Here is an 18916-nt window from a genome sequence, read left to right as displayed (position 1 = left end):
TCTATTCTTGATTTTTTATAGCAATAAAAGTACTTTTCTGTTTCACAAAAGAAGCTTTTCAGATGATCAAAAAATTAATACTAAAAGGAAGTTTTATTTTAGCACTGCTTACTTTAGCAAGTTGTTCTAAAAACCAAATTATCTCCAATATCAATATTGGCACTCATGGCAACAACGAATTGAAAATTCAGATCGATGTTACTACGAATGATCAAGCTCAGGTATATGCAGAATATTGGTCAGACAAAAAAGGAAATCAAAGTAAAATAACCTCTCCTATTTCAAATTCTGGTCTAAAACATTCATTAGTACTTTGTAACATAATTCCAGAAACCAATTATAGCTTTCAATTAATTACGGTTCAAAACGGCAATAAGCAGACCAGTAAAATTTATACTTTCAAATCTAGAAAGCTTCCAGAATGGCTCCAAAAGCAATTCAAAGCCAATTGCCCTAAACCAGAATTATTGCCAGAGAATTTCAAAAAAGGCTTTATGCTTTTAGCGAAAAGAGAAACTCCAGGAACTGCTTACATTGTAGATTACAAAGGAAATCTAAGATGGTATCATACGCTTGAAGGAACTGGATTTAAAGTTACTCATTTTACAAAAGATCAAACGATTCTTTCAATTTTAGGAACAAATGATGAGCCAACAAGTTATGGAAGTGAGATTTTAGAAATTAACCTTCAAGGCGATACTTTAACGCACATCAAAAAAGGACAAGGCAATTTGAAACAGGTTCTTCACCACGAAATCATAAAAAAATCAGCTAACGAAATTATCGCTTTAACGGTTGAACAAAAAATAATCGATTTAACTTCTATTGGAGGAAAAAAACAAGATACAATCAACGGTGACGGAATTATAATCTTAAATAAAAAAGGAAAACAACTCTGGAAATGGAGCGTTTTTGATGATTTAGATCCGTTTAAAGATAAGGATTTACTAAAAAACAAAAAAGACTGGACACATGCCAACAGTTTGAGTTATGATACAGATGGAAATTTTTTAATTTCTTTCTATAATAACGGCCAAATTTGGAAAATCAATTCTAAAACAGGAAAAGTAATCTGGAAATTAGGAAAAAACGGAACAATGAAAATGGCTCCAGATGCAAATTTCTCTCAAGCGCATGCCGCACATATCGATCAAGAAGGCAGTTTATTGTTTTTTGATAATGGAGTCGACATCAAACAATCTTCTGTTTTTGCCTTAAAAGTAGATGAAAAAAGCAATTCAGTAAGACTGGATTTCCATATAAAATTACCGAAAGATATATACAACGACAGAATGGGAAGCGCTTACATGATTAATAAAGACCTCTTTTTAGTTTGTTGTTCAAAAAGACATATTACCGTTTTAACCAATAAAAAAGGTGTTTTGTTATGGGCTTTAGAATCTGAAATTCCGCCATACAGAACCATCTTTATTCCTGAAGAAAAACTAAAACCTTTTCTTCTAAATTAAAAAAATAGTACCCATGAAAAAAACAATTCTTATCGGACTTTTTTCAGCATTGTCAATCGCTGTTTTCAATTCCTGCACTAAATCAAATTCTCAAACTTTGGCTTCAAAAACAATCGAACAAGGAGAAGAAGATGAAGGCTACATCACAATTGATACTTCTCAGATTCCTGATGATCAATTTGGAAAATCGGTTCGTTATGGAAGAGAATTAATGATGAAAACGGCTTATTATATTGGTCCAAACGGAAAAAACGGGCAATATTTAGGCAACAAAATGAACTGCACCAACTGTCATCAAGATGCTGGTACAAAACCTCATGCATTCAATTTAATGTCTTCACACGATAATTATCCACAATATCGCGGACGCGAAAACAAAGTGCTTACTTTAGCAGAAAGAGTTAATAACTGCATTATGCGTCCGCATTCTGGAAAACCGCTTCCGTTGGATAGTAAAGAGATGGTAGCATTTTTATCTTACTTTAAATGGATTAGCAAATTTGTTCCAAAAGATGGTAATTTTAAAGGAGCTAAAAATTTAGAAATCGAATTTCCAGATGTTGCCGCAAGCCCAGAAAGAGGAAAAGTTTTATTTGCTGAAAACTGCGCAAGATGCCACGGAAACAATGGCGAGGGAGTTTACAATGCCGACAAATCGGGTTATACTTATCCTCCACTTTGGGGACAATACGGTTATCAGCCTGGCTCAAGCATGCACCGCGTAATCAAACAGGCACAATGGTTAAAAAGCAACATGCCTTATGATAAAGTACTGCTTGGAAAACCGTATCTTACAGACAAACAAGCACTTGATATTGCAGCTTATGTAAATGACGATTCCCAACATTCAAGACCAAACCCAAAAACATTGGATTATCCAGACAAAATGGGCAAACCGATTGATTATGCACACAGTCCATTTAATGATAATTTTACTGAAGAACAGCATAAATATGGCCCTTATAAACCTATTATTGCTTACTGGAAAAAACAAGGATGGAAAGCCGTTTACTAAACTCAAAATATACTATTTAACCTGATTATACAATACAATGAAACTAAACCTAAACAACACAACGCTTTTAAGCAGAATATTGATAATGTGTTTTATCACGATCAGTATTCCTCTAAGTGCACAAATCAAATATTCAGACGGAAATGACAGCTGGAATCCAAACAAACTTGGGAATCACCGTGCTGTAGTTGCTTTTTCTGGCTCGGGAAATGTTGCTAAAACAACGATCCAATGGCGAAGAAGAGACACAAATCCAGAACTTAAAAAAATTATTGTTCAGGATGCGTCTGGAAAAGATATTCAGAATATAAAAACCGAAAACATCAATAGAGAAAACGGAACTATTTTCTTTGAACCTATTTCTGGAAAAGGAACATACTACGTTTATTATATGCCTTATGTAGACGAAGGAACTGCAAATTACCCAAAAGGAATTTATCAGAAACCTGAAGACAAGGCCGATGCAAAATGGCTTTCTAATGTAAAAGCAAACTTAAAAGACAATGCTGCTGTAACAGAAATTCAGAGCGTGAATGCTTTCAATAGTTTTTACCCAATGGAAGTAATTGCAACAGCTGCTGAAACTTCGGCTCTTGTGGCAAAAAACAGCGGAAATTCTTTCTTAGTTTTTCCGGAAGACAGAGAACATTCGATCAAATTAAAATCAGATTTGCCACAAAGATGGATTCAGAAAGGCGTTCAAAACAGTTTTTCTGATACGGCAATGAAAGGCGAATATTTAGCTTTTCAATTGGGAGTTTATGCTCTTGAAGATTTAAAAAACATAAAAGTTACTTTTACCAATTTAGTAAGTACAACTGGTGCAACAATCGAAGCGAAAGATATCAGCTGTATCAACACTGACGGAACGAAATATGACGGTAATCCTTTCACCAATACTGTTTCTGTTTCAAAAGGAAAAATTCAGGCAATGTGGTGCGGTATCGATGTTCCGCAAACAGCTGCTGCTGGAACTTATAACGGAAAAGCAACTGTAACTGCTGACGGAAAATCAAAAGAAATCAATCTTCAAATTACGGTTTCTAACCAAGTAACGAAAAACGGAGGCATCGATAGTCCAGAAAAAATGACTCGCCTAAAATGGTTAAACTCAACTTTAGCTCAAGAAAATACAGTTATTGCTCCTTATACTCCATTAACTGTAAACAATTCTGAAATTGCTTTATTAGGAAGAAAACTGATTGTAGCGCCAAACGGATTCCCTGCGCAAATTCAGACTTTCTTTACTCCAGAAATGACTTCTGTAACAGCAAAAGCAAATGATGTTTTAAGCTCACCAATTGATTTTCATTTTGTTGATGCATCAGGAAAAGAAGTGCAATGGAAAAACAATGGTGTAAAATTCACTAAAAAAGAAGCTGGAACGGTTTCTTGGCAAAGCACTTCTACTTCAAAATCGGTTCAAATGGATGTTAACGCTTCTGTTGAATTTGACGGTTTCGTACATTATATCGTGAAAGTTACAGCTCTTGAAGATGTTGTTTTTAATGACATTAATTTCCAAATGCCAATGCAGCCAACATCTGCAAAATACATGATGGGATTAGGTCAAAAAGGTGGAGATCGCCCTGCAACTTTTGACTGGAAATGGGATGTTGCGCATAAAAATCAAGACGGCGCTTGGATTGGTGCTGTAAATTCTGGATTGCAGTTTTCTTTGAGAGACGAAAAATATAGCCGCCCTTTAAATACTAATTTCTATTTACAAAAACCTTTATTGCTTCCTACTTCATGGGGTAACGAAAATAAGGGCGGTATTACCATTACGCCAAACCAAAAATCGGTTCTAGTAAATGCGTACAGCGGTGCTAGAACAATGAAAAAAGGTGATGTTTTGTATTACAACTTCAACTTATTGATTACACCTTTCCATACCATAAATACAGATTTTCAATGGGATACAAAGTTTTACCACAAATACAGCCCGATCGATTCTATTGCTAAAACTGGCGCAACGGTAATTAATATTCACCACGCAAATGCAATCAATCCTTATATCAATTATCCTTTTATCGAATTCAAAAAGATGAAAACGTATATCGATGAAGCACACGAAAAAGGATTAAAAGTAAAAATCTACAACACGGTTAGAGAGGTTTCTAATAAAGCTTATGAGACTTTCGCTCTTAGAAGTTTAGGTCACGAAATCTATTCTCCAGGAAAAGGTGGCGGATTCTCTTGGTTGCAAGAACATGTTGGAGACGATTATATCGCAGCTTGGTTTGTTCCTGAAATTAAAGATGCTGCGATTGTAAATAGCGGTATGAACCGTTGGCATAATTACTATGTAGAAGGAATGAATTGGCTAACTCAAAATGTTGGTATTGACGGAATTTATCTAGACGACGTTGCTTTTGACAGAATCACAATGAAACGTATTAAAAGAGTTTTGACGAAAGACGGACATCCGGGAATTATCGATTTGCATAGCGCGAATCAATACAACAAAAGCGACGGATTTAATAACAGTGCCAATTTATATATGGAGCACTTTCCGTACATCAATAAATTATGGTTTGGAGAATATTTCGATTACGAAAAAAATCAGCCTGACTTTTTCTTGACTGAGGTAAGCGGAATTCCGTTTGGATTAATGGGAGAAATGCTTCAAGATGGTGGAAATCCATGGAGAGGAATGGTTTACGGAATGACAAACAGATTGCCTTGGAGCGACGGTGCAGACCCAAGAAACATCTGGAAAGTTTGGGATTCTTTCGGAATTAAAGGTTCTGAAATGATCGGATATTGGAGCGAAAACTGTCCTGTAAAAACAAACAGCGACAAAGTTCTAGCAACGGTTTATAAAAAGAATGGAACAGCTTTAATTTCAATCGCAAGTTGGGCAGATGCTGATGTAAATGTGAAACTAAATATTGATTGGAAAAAACTAGGAATCAATCCTGCAAAAGCAACGATTACTGCTCCAGAAGTTACCAATTTCCAGCCAGCAAAAACGTTCACAGCAAAAGACGAAATAACTGTTCCTAAAGGAAAAGGATGGTTATTGATTGTTAAGTAATTAAACGCAACATCAATTACCTCGTCTTGCTTGTCATTTCGACGAAGGAGAAATCACACAAGAAATTCCACACAGAAAATCGTCAATCTTTATCGATTTACGAGTGTGATTTCTCCTTCGTCGAAATGACAAAAAAGCTCAAAAAAATAAGCCACAGATTGCACAGATTAAAAAAAATCCTTTTAATCTGTGCAATCTGTGGCAAAACCAAATAACCACAAATAACCAAGCTATCCATCATGAAATTTAGACCATTATTATCCTTTTTACTCCTTGGAAGCCTTTTTGTCACAGCACAAAACAAACCCACTATAAAAGAATACAAAAAAGTATTTACGACATATCCATTCTCAGATCCTGATCCGATTCCGAAACCGGATACCAAGTTTTATCCGTATTTCCGTTTTGATGGTTTTACCGATAAACCCGTTCAGAAAGAATGGAAAGTAATCGAAATTGAAAACGATTATATCAAACTGATGATTTTGCCAGAAATTGGCGGAAAAGTCTGGTCGGCTATAGAAAAATCTACAGGAAAAGACATAGTTTACAATAATCATGTTGTAAAATTTAGAGACATTGCCATGCGCGGACCGTGGACAAGCGGTGGTGTTGAAGGCAATTACGGAATTATCGGCCACACGCCAAACTGTGCAACTCCTGTCGATTATAAAATCATAAACCGAGAAGACGGAAGTATTAGCTGCGTAATCGGGGTTTTAGATTTATTGACAAGAACTTCTTGGAAATTAGACATCAATCTGCCAAAAGACAAAGCCTATTTTACCACAAATTCGTTTTGGTCTAACACAACCGAATTCGAGCAACCTTATTATACTTGGATGAATACTGGAATAAAAGCAGCCGAAAATCTGCAGTTTATTTATCCGGGACAAACTTACATTGGCCATAATGGAGAATACAATTCTTGGCCAATTGACAAAGAAAACGGCAAAGATTTGTCATTTTACAAAAACAACAATTTTGGCGGTTACAAATCGTATCACGTATTCGGAAAATATGATGATTTCTTTGGAGGATATTATCATGACGAAGATTTCGGAATGGGAAGATACGGCAATCACGACGATAAACCGGGCAAAAAAATCTGGATTTGGGGATTGTCTCAACAAGGAATGATTTGGGAAAAATTATTAACCGATACTGACGGACAATATGTAGAAGTGCAAAGCGGAAGATTATTTAATCAGGCGAGCGAAGGCAGTAATCTTACCCCATTTAAACAGCGCTCATTTGCACCTTATCAAACCGATACTTGGACAGAATATTGGTTTCCTGTAAAACACACAAAAGGATTCGTAAAAGCCAATAATTATGGTTCAGTCAATATTAAAAACGAAAATGGCTGGCTAAAAATCTATTTTTCTCCGCTTCAAAAATTAAATGAAAAAATTGAAGTTTTTGAAAATGACAAAAAAGTATATTCTAAAGATATTGCTTTGAATACCATGCAAACTTTCAAAGATTCAATTCAGGTAAAAGTCGATTCTAATAAATTGAAATTTGCTTTAGGCGGAAATAAACTCGTTTGGAATTCTGCGCCAGAAGATGGAAATATTAATCGTCCTGTAGAAATTCCAAAAGATTTTGATCATAATTCGGTCTACGGATTATATCAGCAAGGAAAAAATTACATCAGTTTTAAAGATTATGTTCTGGCTGAAGATAAATTGAATGCTTGTTTAAAACTAGATCCGAACTACGCTCCTGCCCTTTCTGCATTGGCTTCTTTACAAATCAGAAAATTAGATTACAAAGCTGCTGTAAATTCGGCAAGCAAAGCTTTATCAATAGATACTTACGATCCTGCTGGAAATTATTTTTATGCTTTGGCAAACTTTCATTTAGGAAATAATACCGATGCAAAAGATGGTTTTGATATTGCTGCTGCAAGTGTTGAATTCCGTAGTCCTGCTTATACTGCTTTAAGCAAAATTTATTTGGCCGAAAAAGATCTGCCAAAAGCTGTAGAATATGCTGAGAAAAGCTTAATCTATAATCAATACAATGTTGAAAGTTTACAAGTTCTAGCGGTCTTATATCGTCTTCAAAATAATTCAGATAAAGCGAATTCGGTTTTAAAAAGCATCACAAAATTAGATCCGCTGAATCATTTTGCTGATTTTGAAAAATACCTTTGGAACAATTCAAACGATTCAAAAAATGCTTTTGTTTCTGCGATTCAAAATGAAATGCCAGAACAAACTTTTCTTGAATTAGGAATTTGGTACAATAACATAAGCCGCAAAGAAGATGCTCTAAAAGTATTTTCTACTGCAGAACCAAGCGCAGAAATTATTTATTGGAAAGCCTTTTTAGAAAATAAAACGGTTGACCTAAGCAAAATCAAACCAGGAACAAGTTTCCCTTTTAGAAATGAAACAGCTGAAATCCTAAAATCATTAATTAAAACAAACGATCAATATCAGCTAAAATATCATTTAGGTTTAATTGAATGGAATCGCAACAGTATTTCAGAAGCTAAAAGATTGTTTTCAGAATGCGGTTCAAAACCAAATGATCCTGCATTTTATGGAGCAAAAGCTTCTTTATTCAAAGATGATGCTTCAATAGTATTCGCAAGTCTTCAGCAAGCTATAAAATTGGATCCGCAAGGTTGGAGATACCATAAAATGCTAGCAGAACATTATATCGCTCAAAAACAATTTGATAAAGCGCTTACAACGGCAGAGTCTTTCTATAAAAAACATCAAGACAATTATTTAATTGGAATGCTTTACGCTAAAACTTTATTGCTAAACAAAAAATACCGTGAAGCTGATTCGTTCTTAACCAAATTGCAAATCCTTCCGTTTGAAGGCGCAACAGCAGGAAGACAATTGTATCACGAAGCTAAATTGATGCAGGCTTTAGCAGAAATCAAAAACAAGCAGTACAAAAAAGCATTACAATTTATTGCCGATGCCAAACTATTTCCAGAGAATTTAGGCGTAGGAAAACCGTATGACGAAAATATCGATGAAAGACTAGAAAATTGGCTGGATTATCAATGTTATACCAATTTAGGAAACAAAGAAATAGCTTCTAAATCTTTAGATAAAATTGTCGCTTTCCGTCCTGTAGTGGATAATACGGTTATGAACTTCCTTCCGGCAAACAATCTTGTTTCGGCTTGGGTGATAGAAAAAACGTCTTCTTCACAAGAGGCTGAAAAATGGATTAAAACTCAGGCAGATTTATATCCGACAAATAAAATAGTGCAGTGGACTTTATTGTCTTACACCAAAAAACCTTCGAATATTTTGAGTGAAGATGAAAAAGACGGTGAAGTTAGAATTATCGAAAAATTGTAAAGAACTTTCAAAAACAATAAAAATGAAAAACCATTTTTTAAAATATACTTTTTTGGGTCTTGTCCTTGTTCTGGCACCAAAAATAGAAGCACAAAACAAGGCTGAAAAAGCAGATGAATTATCTATTTACCGCACGACTCCTTTAAAAACACACGATTTAATTCATACCAAACTCGAAGTTTCTTTCGATTATGGAAAACGTTATTTGTACGGAAAAGAATGGATTACTTTAAAACCTCATTTTTATGAAACCGATTCGCTTAAGCTGGATGCAAAAGGAATGGATTTTAAAGAAATCGCTATTATTGATGGCAAAAAAAGTATTCCGCTGCAATACAAATACGATAACGAAGAACTTTCTATTGCTTTAAACAGAAAATACAAACGAACTGAAAAGTACACGATTTTCATTAACTACACCGCAAAACCAGCAGAACTGAAAAGCAAAGCTGGCGAATCGATTACCAACTCAAACGGATTGTATTTTATTAATCCTGACGGAAAAGGTGACAAACCAACACAAATATGGACACAAGGCGAAACGGAAGCTTCTTCTTGCTGGTTCCCAACAATTGATAAACCAAATCAGAAAACAACTTCTGAAATTGCGATGACTGTTGAGGCAAAATATACGACTCTTTCAAACGGTAAATTAGTTTCGCAAAAAGTAAACAAAGACGGAACAAGAACGGATATCTGGAAAATGGAACAGCCAAATGCGCCTTATTTATTTATGATGGCCGTTGGTGATTTTAAAATCTATAAAGATTCATATAACGGTAAAGAAGTTAGCTATTATTTAGAGCCAAAATATGCGCCATATGCCAAACAGATTTTTTACAAAACGCCAGATATGATGAATTTTTACGGCAAAATGCTTGGCGTAGAATATCCTTGGGCAAAATATGCGCAAATTGTGGTGAAAGATTATTTTGGAGGTGCGATGGAAAATACTTCGGCAACAGTTCACGGAGAATATGTTCAGAAAACAGAACGCGAATTATTAGATGATAATCAAGAAAGTACCATTGCTCATGAACTTTTTCATCAATGGTTTGGAGATTACGTAACGGCTGAGTCTTGGTCAAACTTAACCATGAACGAATCGTTTGCCACTTTTGGAGAAGTTTTATGGCATGGTCACGATGCCGGACAGGATGCGGAAGACAGGTCGCGTTATGAAAAATTGCAGAATTATTTGCGCTCTCAAAAAAATGGTGACAGTCCAATTTTAGCACGTTTTCATTATAAAAATGCAGACGATATGTTTGATAATATCAGCTATTCTAAAGGTTCGATTATTTTGTATGCCATGAAAAACCAAATGGGCGACGAAGCCTTTTTTAAAGGACTAAATCATTATTTGACCACAAATGCTTATAAATCTGGCGAGCCGCATCAGTTGCGTTTATCGATGGAAGAAGTAACTGGAAAAGACTGGCTGCCTTATTTTGATCAGTGGTATTATAATGCTGGAAGTCCGATTCTGGATGTGACATATAAATACGGTAATGGGAAAGTTACCATTACAATAAATCAATCTCAAGATAGTTCAGTGCAAACCTTTACATTGCCTTTAAAAGTTGATTTTTACGTAAACGGAACTAAAATCAGAAAGGAAATTTTAATTGATAAAAGACAACAAAGTTTCAGTTTTGACCTTCCTTCAAAACCTGAATTTATAGATTTAGATCCAGATAAAATCTTAGTTGGCGAAGTTAATGTAGATAAAAAAACGGCTGCTGATTATCTTTTTCAATATAAAAATGCGCCATCCTATTACAACCGAATTGAAGCCATAAAATTTGCTTCAAAAGACAGAAGCCAAGAATCACAACTTATTTTACTGGAAGGTTTAAAAGATCAACAGGAAGATTTAAGAGTACTAAGCATCAAAGCAATTGATTTAAATGAAAAGCAAACAAAAGATCAGGTTTTAAAAACGCTTCTTGATATTGCTAAAAATGATAAAAAGACAATCGCTAGAGCAAATGCTATTGTAAAATTAGCTTCTACAGGCGATACTTCTTATAAAAATTTGATGGAAGAAAGCATTAAAGAGCAATCGTACAACGTAATTGCTGCGGGATTAACAGGATTAACAAAATATGCGCCAGCCGAAGCAGATAAAGCATTGGCTTCATTAGATGACGATACCCAAAAACATGTAACGTCGTTAATGAAAAGATTTAGTAGTCAAAAATAATTATTAAGAGTCCTTTAGGTCTGTTTTTGTTTTTGAAAACCTCTCTAATTTGGTTCATTAGAGAGGTTGTTTTTAAAAAATTATCTAATACAATCACTCATGAAAATTACCTTTTTTAAACCTTTTATAATCCTTTTTCTTTTGTTCGGATGGACAATTGCATCTGCACAAATGATTAAGACTAAAACTCCTGCACGTGCCAAAGGACAGCAAGACGTATTGAGAATGGCTGCAGATCCAATACCAACCGTTCGCGTTGCCTTCATCGGACTTGGAATGCGTGGCCCGGGTGCAGTCGAACGTATGACACATATTCCAGGTGTAGAGATTGTCGCGCTATGTGACATGACTCAGGAAAATACTGCAAAATCAAATGAAATTTTAACGAAAGCTGGTTTTCCAAAAGCACAGGAATTCTACGGAGACGAAAATGCTTGGAGAAAAGTCACGGCTTTGCCAAATGTAGATTTAGTTTATGTGGCTACAGACTGGCTTCATCATGCTTCTATCGGAGTTCAAGCTATGAAAGATGGAAAACACGTTGCTATTGAAGTTCCAGGAGCTTTAACCATGAAAGAAATCTGGGAACTTATAGACACTTCTGAAAAAACGAGAAAACATTGTATGCAATTGGAAAATTGCGTCTATGATTTCTTCGAATTGACCACTTTAAACATGGCACAGCAAGGCGTTTTTGGAGAAATTCTTCATGCCGAAGGTTCTTACATTCATGGTTTACAGCCTTTCTGGGGAGAATACTGGAACAACTGGAGAATGGACTATAACATCAAACATCGCGGTGATGTTTATGCGACACACGGTATGGGGCCTGCGTGTCAGGCACTAAACATCCACCGTGGTGACAAAATGAATTTCTTAGTTTCTATGGACACAAAAGCGGTTGGAAATCCAGCTTATATCAAAGAAAAATCTGGACAGGAAATTAAAGATTTTAGAAATGGAGATCACACGATGACGATGATTCGTACAGAGAACGGAAAAACAATCCATATTCAGCATGATGTTACTTCTCCTCGCCCATATAGCAGAATGTATCAATTGAGCGGTACAAAGGGTTTTGCTAATAAATATCCGTTAGAAGGTTATGCTTTGGACGGAAAAGAATTAAGTGATGATGTAAAACCAAATCACGAAAAATTGAGCGCGCACTCTTTTGTTCCTGAAGAAGTGAAAAAAGCTTTAATGGAAAAATACAAACATCCTATTGCAAAAGGAATCGAAGAACAAGCCAAAAAAGTAGGCGGTCATGGCGGAATGGATTTTATAATGGATTATCGTTTAATTCACTGCCTTCAAAAAGGTCTTCCGCTTGATATGGATGTTTACGATTTGGCCGAATGGTCTTGTCTTGGTCCGTTAACCGAAATTTCATTAGACCATAATTCTGCTCCTGTAGAAATTCCAGATTTTACACGTGGAGGATGGAACAAACTTAAAAAATTAGAGTTTTCAGAATAAATAATATTGGTTAGTTAGTAAGGGGCAAGAGAGCAAAGTAGATGTTGCTCTCTTGTCTGTTTTAGACAACTCGTAAAACAAAAAAGCCACCTGATTTTCTCAGATGGCTTCTTTTATTTTTGATGAAAAATTAATTCCAGTTGAACGTAATTTTCTTTTCGATTTCACTGCTTAAACTTAAAAATACTGGGCAAGTCATTGCAGCACGTTCTAAAATAGTTTTGCTTTTTTCGTCAGCGTTGCTTTTCATTTGAAATACAATTTCGATGGCTCCAATTCTTCTAGGTTCTGCATTCATAATCTTAGTTACTTCTGCTGTAGATCCAACAAAATCAACTTCTAAATCACGAGCTTTGATTCCCATAATTGTCATCATGCAACTTGCTAAAGCATTTGCAACTGTATCTGTTGGAGAAAATGCCTCGCCTTTTCCGTTATTATCTACTGGTGCGTCAGAAATGATTTCGCTTCCTGATTGCACGTGAATTGAACTTGTTCTTAAATCTCCTAAATAGGTTACTTTTGATGTCATTAATTTGCTACTTTTAAAGTTAAGTCACTATCATAATATAAGATGTAAACACCTTTATTAGCGTGTCCGCCATCTTCTTTTCTATAATATTGAAATTTATTATCTACTTGCTGAGTCGTCATCAAATCAGCTGTTTCCTGAAATGTTTTTCCTTGCACTAAACGCATCATTGTGTCAAACGTTACGTCAAATCCTCTTGTTGCATAAGTCGTCGGATTTGCTTTGTTTTTCAAACGGTATTGTTTTTCATAAATTAAAACTGGTTGTTCGTCACTTTCGCGTGTTACAGAAGGATACATTAATTTCAATTTCACTAAATTATCAAAACTAATTTCATCTGTATCTAATGTGCTGTTTGGTTCCAAAATTACCAGTTGAACTTGACAAGTTTTCTGAGAATCAAGCAAAGCTTTAATTGTAGCTTTAACCATAGCAGTATTACCTGTCTCCATCACAACATAATTCATACGGTTTGGTATTAATAAGCTTTTTAAATTAGCCACATCCAAACCTCCTGTTTCTGTTAAAGAAGCAAATGCAACTCCTTTTTGATTTTGTTTGATATAATTAATAACCGATTCTTTTTTCTTATCTACTACCGCTACAATGTTTCCATTTTTAGAACGCATATAATCAAAAACCGAATTTTTAATCACGTCATTTGAAGGTATAGTTTGGTATAAATTGTCAATCGGATTGGCACTATCTTTTGATAAAGGCGAAATTACAGGAACATTATAAGAACGTAACATGTTTGCTGTTGTTTCTGCATTAGTTTGGTAAAATGGCCCAATTACAGCATCTGCATCTTGAAGTTTTGGAGTTAAACCTACAACATTAGAAGTTGTTTTGGTTTCTTGAGAATCATAAATAGCAACATCAATTGGCAATTTCAATGTTTTTGCAGAATCAATAGCCATCATAGCTCCAGCATAAAAATCTAAAGTCATATTTAAGAACTTATCGTTTTTAATTCTATTAGCTGTTCCAGACGTATCACTTTGCACTTTTGCCATATTAAAAGGAAGCAGTAAAACTACTTTTTTACGCTCATTAATACCTCTCTTTTTAGTTAGTTCTACAATTTCTGCATTTTCGTTTTCAGTAGATTTTACTTTATCGACAATCTTAATTCCCCCGCCAGTGCTTTCTACCGGTTTGTTTACTGAAGAATCTGCCGGTTTTTCAGTAGGAACTTGCGCTGCAATAATTGGTGCAGGAGCTATATATCCAGCTGGAACTTTCAAAACCATTCCTTCTTTTACACCTTCAGACAGTGACGGATTTAATGCCACTAATTCATCTTGCGTTAAATGAAAAACTCTTCCTAAGCTATAAAAAGTTTCTTTTGATTTTACTTGATAATCCATATAAGTTACTGCTTTTTTAGAAGCTTCAGCAGGTTTTTTACTTTCAGCAGGTTTTATTGTTTCTGCTGGAGCACTATCCGTTTTTGGAGCAGTCCCTTTAATTGTCAATCTGTAACCAACTGGCAAACTAGAAACAATATCTGGATTTCGTTTTTCCAATTCGTCAACAGTCATATTATACTGTTTTGCGATACCAAATTTTGTTTCTTTTGGCTGTACATCATGATACACATATTTTTCAGCACCTTTTTCTTTAGCAGGTTTTGCTGCTGCTTTTGGAGCCGATCCTTTTGCAGGAATAACCAATTTCTGTCCAATTTGAACACCAGTTTTTTCTAAAAACGGATTTGCCGCTTTTAAAGCTTCATCAGAGATTCCGTATTTTTTCTCGATGCTGTAAAACGTTTCTTTTGGTTGCACTTCATGAATAATTTCTTTTCCTGAAGCAACAGCAGTTTTAGTCTCAGAAACTTCTTTTTTCGCTTCTCCTGTTGCAGTCGGAATCAGCAATACTGTATTTGGACTTAAACCTGCTCTAGCATCTGGATTTAGCTTATAAATATCATAAGGAGTAACCTTAAATTTTTGAGCAATCTGATTAATAGTTTCACCACTTGACACTTTATACTTCACCACTTTTTCTTGCGAAAAAGCACTTGAACTGATAAAGAATACAAGAGATAATAATGTTAAATAGTATTTCATAATATGGCTTAAAACAATTTAATTTTTAATTTAAAAATATCTCACAGATTTATCCAAAAGCAAAATTCGAGCCGTTTGTTATTTCATTCAAAAATCATCTCAAATCGATTTCTACTTTGGCAATTATGATTTCTTTATATAACTCATCTTCTTCTTTTTTCTTGCATTTGTACAGCACTTCCTCCATGTTTTCGAATTTATCGCTGTAAACATAGTACGAAAGGCTGTTAATATTGAAAAAGAAACTAGCATTAAAATCGCCAGAATCAATGAGTTTCATAATAAGCTTGTCTCGGTCAACTGCGTCTGTAAATATACCCAAAACTAAGTAATACCCGTTCGAAACTTCTCTAAGATTATCATAAACTTCTACTTTTACTGTTTTATCAGGTCGTAACGGATTGTCTTTCAATTCCTGTTTCATTTCTTCTAGCGAAATAGTTTTCGAATTTTCAACAGTATTATTCTTTTTCTGTTTTTTGACTGCTTCGTCCTGATATTTTTTCAATTTTACTAAAGCTAGTTTATCATCAAACTTTCGAGCTTCCATACTGTAATATGAAGCTTTGCTGATATGTCTTTTTACTTCGATTTTTTTCTGATTGTCAAGCGAATCAATTTTAGCAATCAAAAGCTGATTTTTTTCATCTCCTTTTTCTTGCTCTTCTTTATATCGTTTAATTTCTTCTAAAGACAAACGCTGCTGCAAAGGTTCTGTATTGGCTTTTTTCTCGCTTTCGCGGATTTTCTTCTTATACTCCTGATTTTCCTCAACCGCAATTTTCTCCACTTTATTCATCAATCCAGCATACACTTTTCTGTTTTCTGCTAATTCTTTCTTTAACTGAGATGATAATTCATTCGTCTTACTGATTCCTTCCGATGATTGTTTTTCTAATCTTTTCGATTCTTCAACATTCAAAATATCCATTCGCTTCAATTCTTTCAAATCATCATTCATTGAATTGACAAGTGAATCTAATTTTGCCATTAAAACATCCTGTACATTTTTATTGGCTTCTAAAACCAGACGCAGTTTTTCAACCGAGTTTTCTTTAGAACCATTCATATCATTCAGATTCACTTTCAAATCATTAATTTTTATAATTTTCTGATTCATTTCTTTCTGAACAACCAAACGATCTTTCAAATCTTCAATTTCGACTGTTTTGGCTTTTGTTTTTTCAACAACAACTTGTTTTTCAGCCAACGCCAGCATTAATTCTTCACTCTCATTTGCAGGTTTTATTGCAGAAGTATTGATCGCTAATTTGTTCCCAACAATTAATCCGCTTACAATTTCAGGATTTTGAGATTCTAATTGGTCGATTGAAATGCCATATTTCTTTGCAATCGAAAACTTGGTCTCTTTTGGTTCAACCACATGAAAAACAGTTTCCTGATTGATAACGCGAACTCTTCCGTCTAAAGTTTTTCTCTTGTTCGGAATTGAAATGGTCTGGCCAATCTGCAATCCGTTAATTAAAATGTCTTTATTGAGGTTTTCTAAGTCCTGAACCGAAACATTGTATTGTCTGGCAATGCTAAACAAAGATTCTTTAGCCATGACTTGATGTGTAGTTTTGGAAGAAACTACATTTTCTTGTTTTGAAGAATGATCCGAATTTTGAGGAATAATGAGTTCCTGACCAATTTGAAGTCCGCTGGCCAAAATTTCCTGATTAGCATTCTGAATAGCTTCAACCGAAACATGATATTGTTTTGATAAACCAAACAATGTTTCTTTTGGCGCAACAATATGGGTTTGCTGCTTTGAAGTTGCATTTTCTGAGTTGTGAACTGGAATCTTTAAAACCTGATTGTCTTTGATTCCGTTTTGCGATTCGGGGTTGAATTTGTAAATCTCATCGATAGAAACCTTATACTTTTGGGCAATAAAATAAGCAGTTTCACCTTTTTGAATCTTATGCTCGATAATTGAATCTTGCGCAGTTATTTTGTTAAAAGACAAAATAAACACAAGAGAAATTGTTAAAAGTTCTCTCATAAATAGTAGGTTATAAAAAATTAAGGCCTTACAAATGTAAGACCTTAATTTTAAATTATGCTACTATTCCCACTCAATTGTTGCAGGTGGTTTTGAACTAATATCGTAAACTACACGATTCACGCCTTTTACTTTATTGATGATGTCATTAGACACTTTCATCAAGAAATCGTAAGGTAAATGAACCCAGTCAGCAGTCATACCATCTGTTGATTCTACAGCTCTAAGCGCTACTACTTTTTCGTAAGTACGCTCATCGCCCATAACTCCAACACTGTTTACAGGAAGCAAGATTGCTCCAGCCTGCCAAACTTTATCGTATAATCCCCAAGATTTTAATCCTTCGATAAATACAGAATCTACATCTTGTAAAATCTGTACTTTTTCTGGAGTAATATCTCCTAAAATTCTGATTGATAATCCTGGTCCTGGGAAAGGGTGTCTTCCTAGCAATTCAGGATCTATTCCTAATGTAGCTCCTACTCTACGAACTTCGTCTTTAAACAACATTCTAAGTGGTTCTACAATTTTTAATTTCATATAATCTGGCAATCCACCCACGTTGTGATGTGATTTAATAGTTGCAGATGGTCCTTTTACCGAAACAGATTCAATAACGTCTGGGTAAATTGTTCCTTGTGCTAACCATTTTACGTCTTCTAATAAGTGTGATTCATCATCAAAAACTTCGATAAATACACGACCAATTGTTTTACGTTTTGTTTCTGGGTCACTAATTCCTGCTAATTCGCCAAGGAAACGATCTCCAGCATCTACACCTTTTACGTTTAATCCCATTCCTTTGTATTGATCTAATACATTTTGGAATTCGTTTTTACGTAAAAGCCCGTTGTTAACGAAGATACAGTATAAATTTTGTCCGATTGCTTTGTTTAATAAAACTGCTGCCACAGTAGAATCTACTCCTCCAGATAAACCAAGAACCACTTTATCGTTTCCTAATTTCTCTTTTAGTTCTGCTACCATTTCGTCCACGAAAGCATTTGGAGTAAAGTTTTGAGGAACTTCAGCAATTTTAACCAAGAAGTTTTCCAGCATTTTTTTCCCATCTGTTGAATGGTAAACCTCTGGATGGTACTGAATTGCATAAGTAGTTTCGCCTTCAATTTTATAAGCTGCAAATTCTACATCATGTGTGCTTGCAAGCTTTACAGCATTTGTTGGAAGCGCTTTGATACTATCGCTATGGCTCATCCAAACTTGGCTATTTTCTGAAACTCCATCAAAGAAAGTTTCGCCTTCTTTAATATAAGACAAGTTAGCTCTTCCGTATTCTCTTGTGTTTGAAGCAGCAACTTCTCCACCACTAAAGTGTGCTAAATATTGTGCTCCGTAACAAACAGCAAGTAAAGGCATTTTACCTCTAATTTGCGATAAATCAGGATGCGGTGCATCTTCTCCTCTAACAGAGAAAGGACTTCCTCCTAAAATTACGGCTTTATAACTTGATAAATCACTTGGAATGTGATTGTAAGGAAAAATTTCGCAGAATATATTTAATTCGCGAACTCTACGCGCAATAAGCTGAGTATATTGCGATCCGAAATCTAAAATAAGTACGTTGTGTTGCATGCGCAAAAGTACTTTTTATATTCGAAATTCAAAAATCGGAACGTTGAAAAAATAAATATTTTTTTTCTACGTTCCGATTTTTAGGTTCAAAGGTTCTGAGTTACAAAGGTTCAAAGTTTTTTTTCTTTGTCCCTTTGAACCTTTGTAACTTTGGACCTCAAAAA

General features: G+C 34.9%; 10 protein-coding genes. 6 read left to right on the top strand and 4 right to left on the bottom strand.

Features of this window, described 5'->3' with window-relative positions; genetic code table 11:
- Positions 1-62 precede the first annotated feature (62 nt).
- The 6 genes from JI750_RS09235 (at position 63) to JI750_RS09210 (ending at position 12544) form a co-directional block, all read left to right on the top strand.
- Complete coding sequence (locus JI750_RS09235) at positions 63-1469, top strand: aryl-sulfate sulfotransferase (protein ID WP_202000637.1); 1407 nt, start codon at positions 63-65, stop codon at positions 1467-1469.
- 13 nt (positions 1470-1482) lie between these two features.
- Positions 1483-2484 carry a c-type cytochrome gene (locus JI750_RS09230; RefSeq protein ID WP_202000635.1) on the top strand — a complete coding sequence of 334 codons (1002 nt, stop codon included), beginning with the start codon at positions 1483-1485 and terminating at the stop codon, positions 2482-2484.
- A gap of 37 nt (positions 2485-2521) precedes the next feature.
- Positions 2522-5524, top strand: a complete 3003-nt coding sequence (locus JI750_RS09225) for a glycoside hydrolase domain-containing protein (RefSeq protein ID WP_236673006.1) — start codon at positions 2522-2524, stop codon at positions 5522-5524.
- A gap of 239 nt (positions 5525-5763) precedes the next feature.
- A complete protein-coding gene (locus JI750_RS09220; RefSeq protein ID WP_202000633.1) occupies positions 5764-8859 on the top strand; it encodes a DUF5107 domain-containing protein in 3096 nt (1031 codons plus the stop codon).
- A 22-nt stretch (positions 8860-8881) separates the two neighbouring features.
- Positions 8882-11065, top strand: coding sequence for a M1 family metallopeptidase (locus JI750_RS09215; protein WP_202000631.1), 2184 nt, complete (start codon positions 8882-8884; stop codon positions 11063-11065).
- A 99-nt stretch (positions 11066-11164) separates the two neighbouring features.
- A complete protein-coding gene (locus tag JI750_RS09210) occupies positions 11165-12544 on the top strand; it encodes a Gfo/Idh/MocA family protein (RefSeq protein ID WP_202000629.1) in 1380 nt (459 codons plus the stop codon).
- A gap of 130 nt (positions 12545-12674) precedes the next feature.
- Here JI750_RS09210 and JI750_RS09205 read toward each other — a convergent pair whose 3' ends face one another.
- The 4 genes from JI750_RS09205 to guaA all read right to left on the bottom strand — a co-directional run bounded on the left by JI750_RS09205 (position 12675) and on the right by guaA (position 18752).
- On the bottom strand, positions 12675-13076 hold the full coding sequence (locus JI750_RS09205) for an OsmC family protein (RefSeq protein ID WP_111378679.1): 402 nt from the start codon (positions 13074-13076) through the stop codon (positions 12675-12677).
- Positions 13076-15151 carry a LysM peptidoglycan-binding domain-containing protein gene (locus JI750_RS09200; RefSeq protein WP_202000627.1) on the bottom strand — a complete coding sequence of 692 codons (2076 nt, stop codon included), beginning with the start codon at positions 15149-15151 and terminating at the stop codon, positions 13076-13078. Before JI750_RS09200 ends, JI750_RS09205 begins: the two co-directional genes overlap by 1 nt.
- Positions 15152-15245: 94 nt before the next feature.
- Positions 15246-17159 carry a LysM peptidoglycan-binding domain-containing protein gene (locus JI750_RS09195; RefSeq protein ID WP_202000625.1) on the bottom strand — a complete coding sequence of 638 codons (1914 nt, stop codon included), beginning with the start codon at positions 17157-17159 and terminating at the stop codon, positions 15246-15248.
- Positions 17160-17222: 63 nt separating this feature from the next.
- Entirely contained in the window at positions 17223-18752 is a 1530-nt protein-coding gene (gene guaA / locus JI750_RS09190; RefSeq protein WP_202000622.1) for a glutamine-hydrolyzing GMP synthase, read from the bottom strand.
- Between the last annotated feature and the right edge of the window lie 164 nt (positions 18753-18916).

It is taken from the genome of Flavobacterium tagetis (assembly GCF_016735615.1).
Lineage (GTDB): Bacteria > Bacteroidota > Bacteroidia > Flavobacteriales > Flavobacteriaceae > Flavobacterium > Flavobacterium tagetis.
This window is presented reverse-complemented; position numbering and strand designations above follow the sequence as displayed.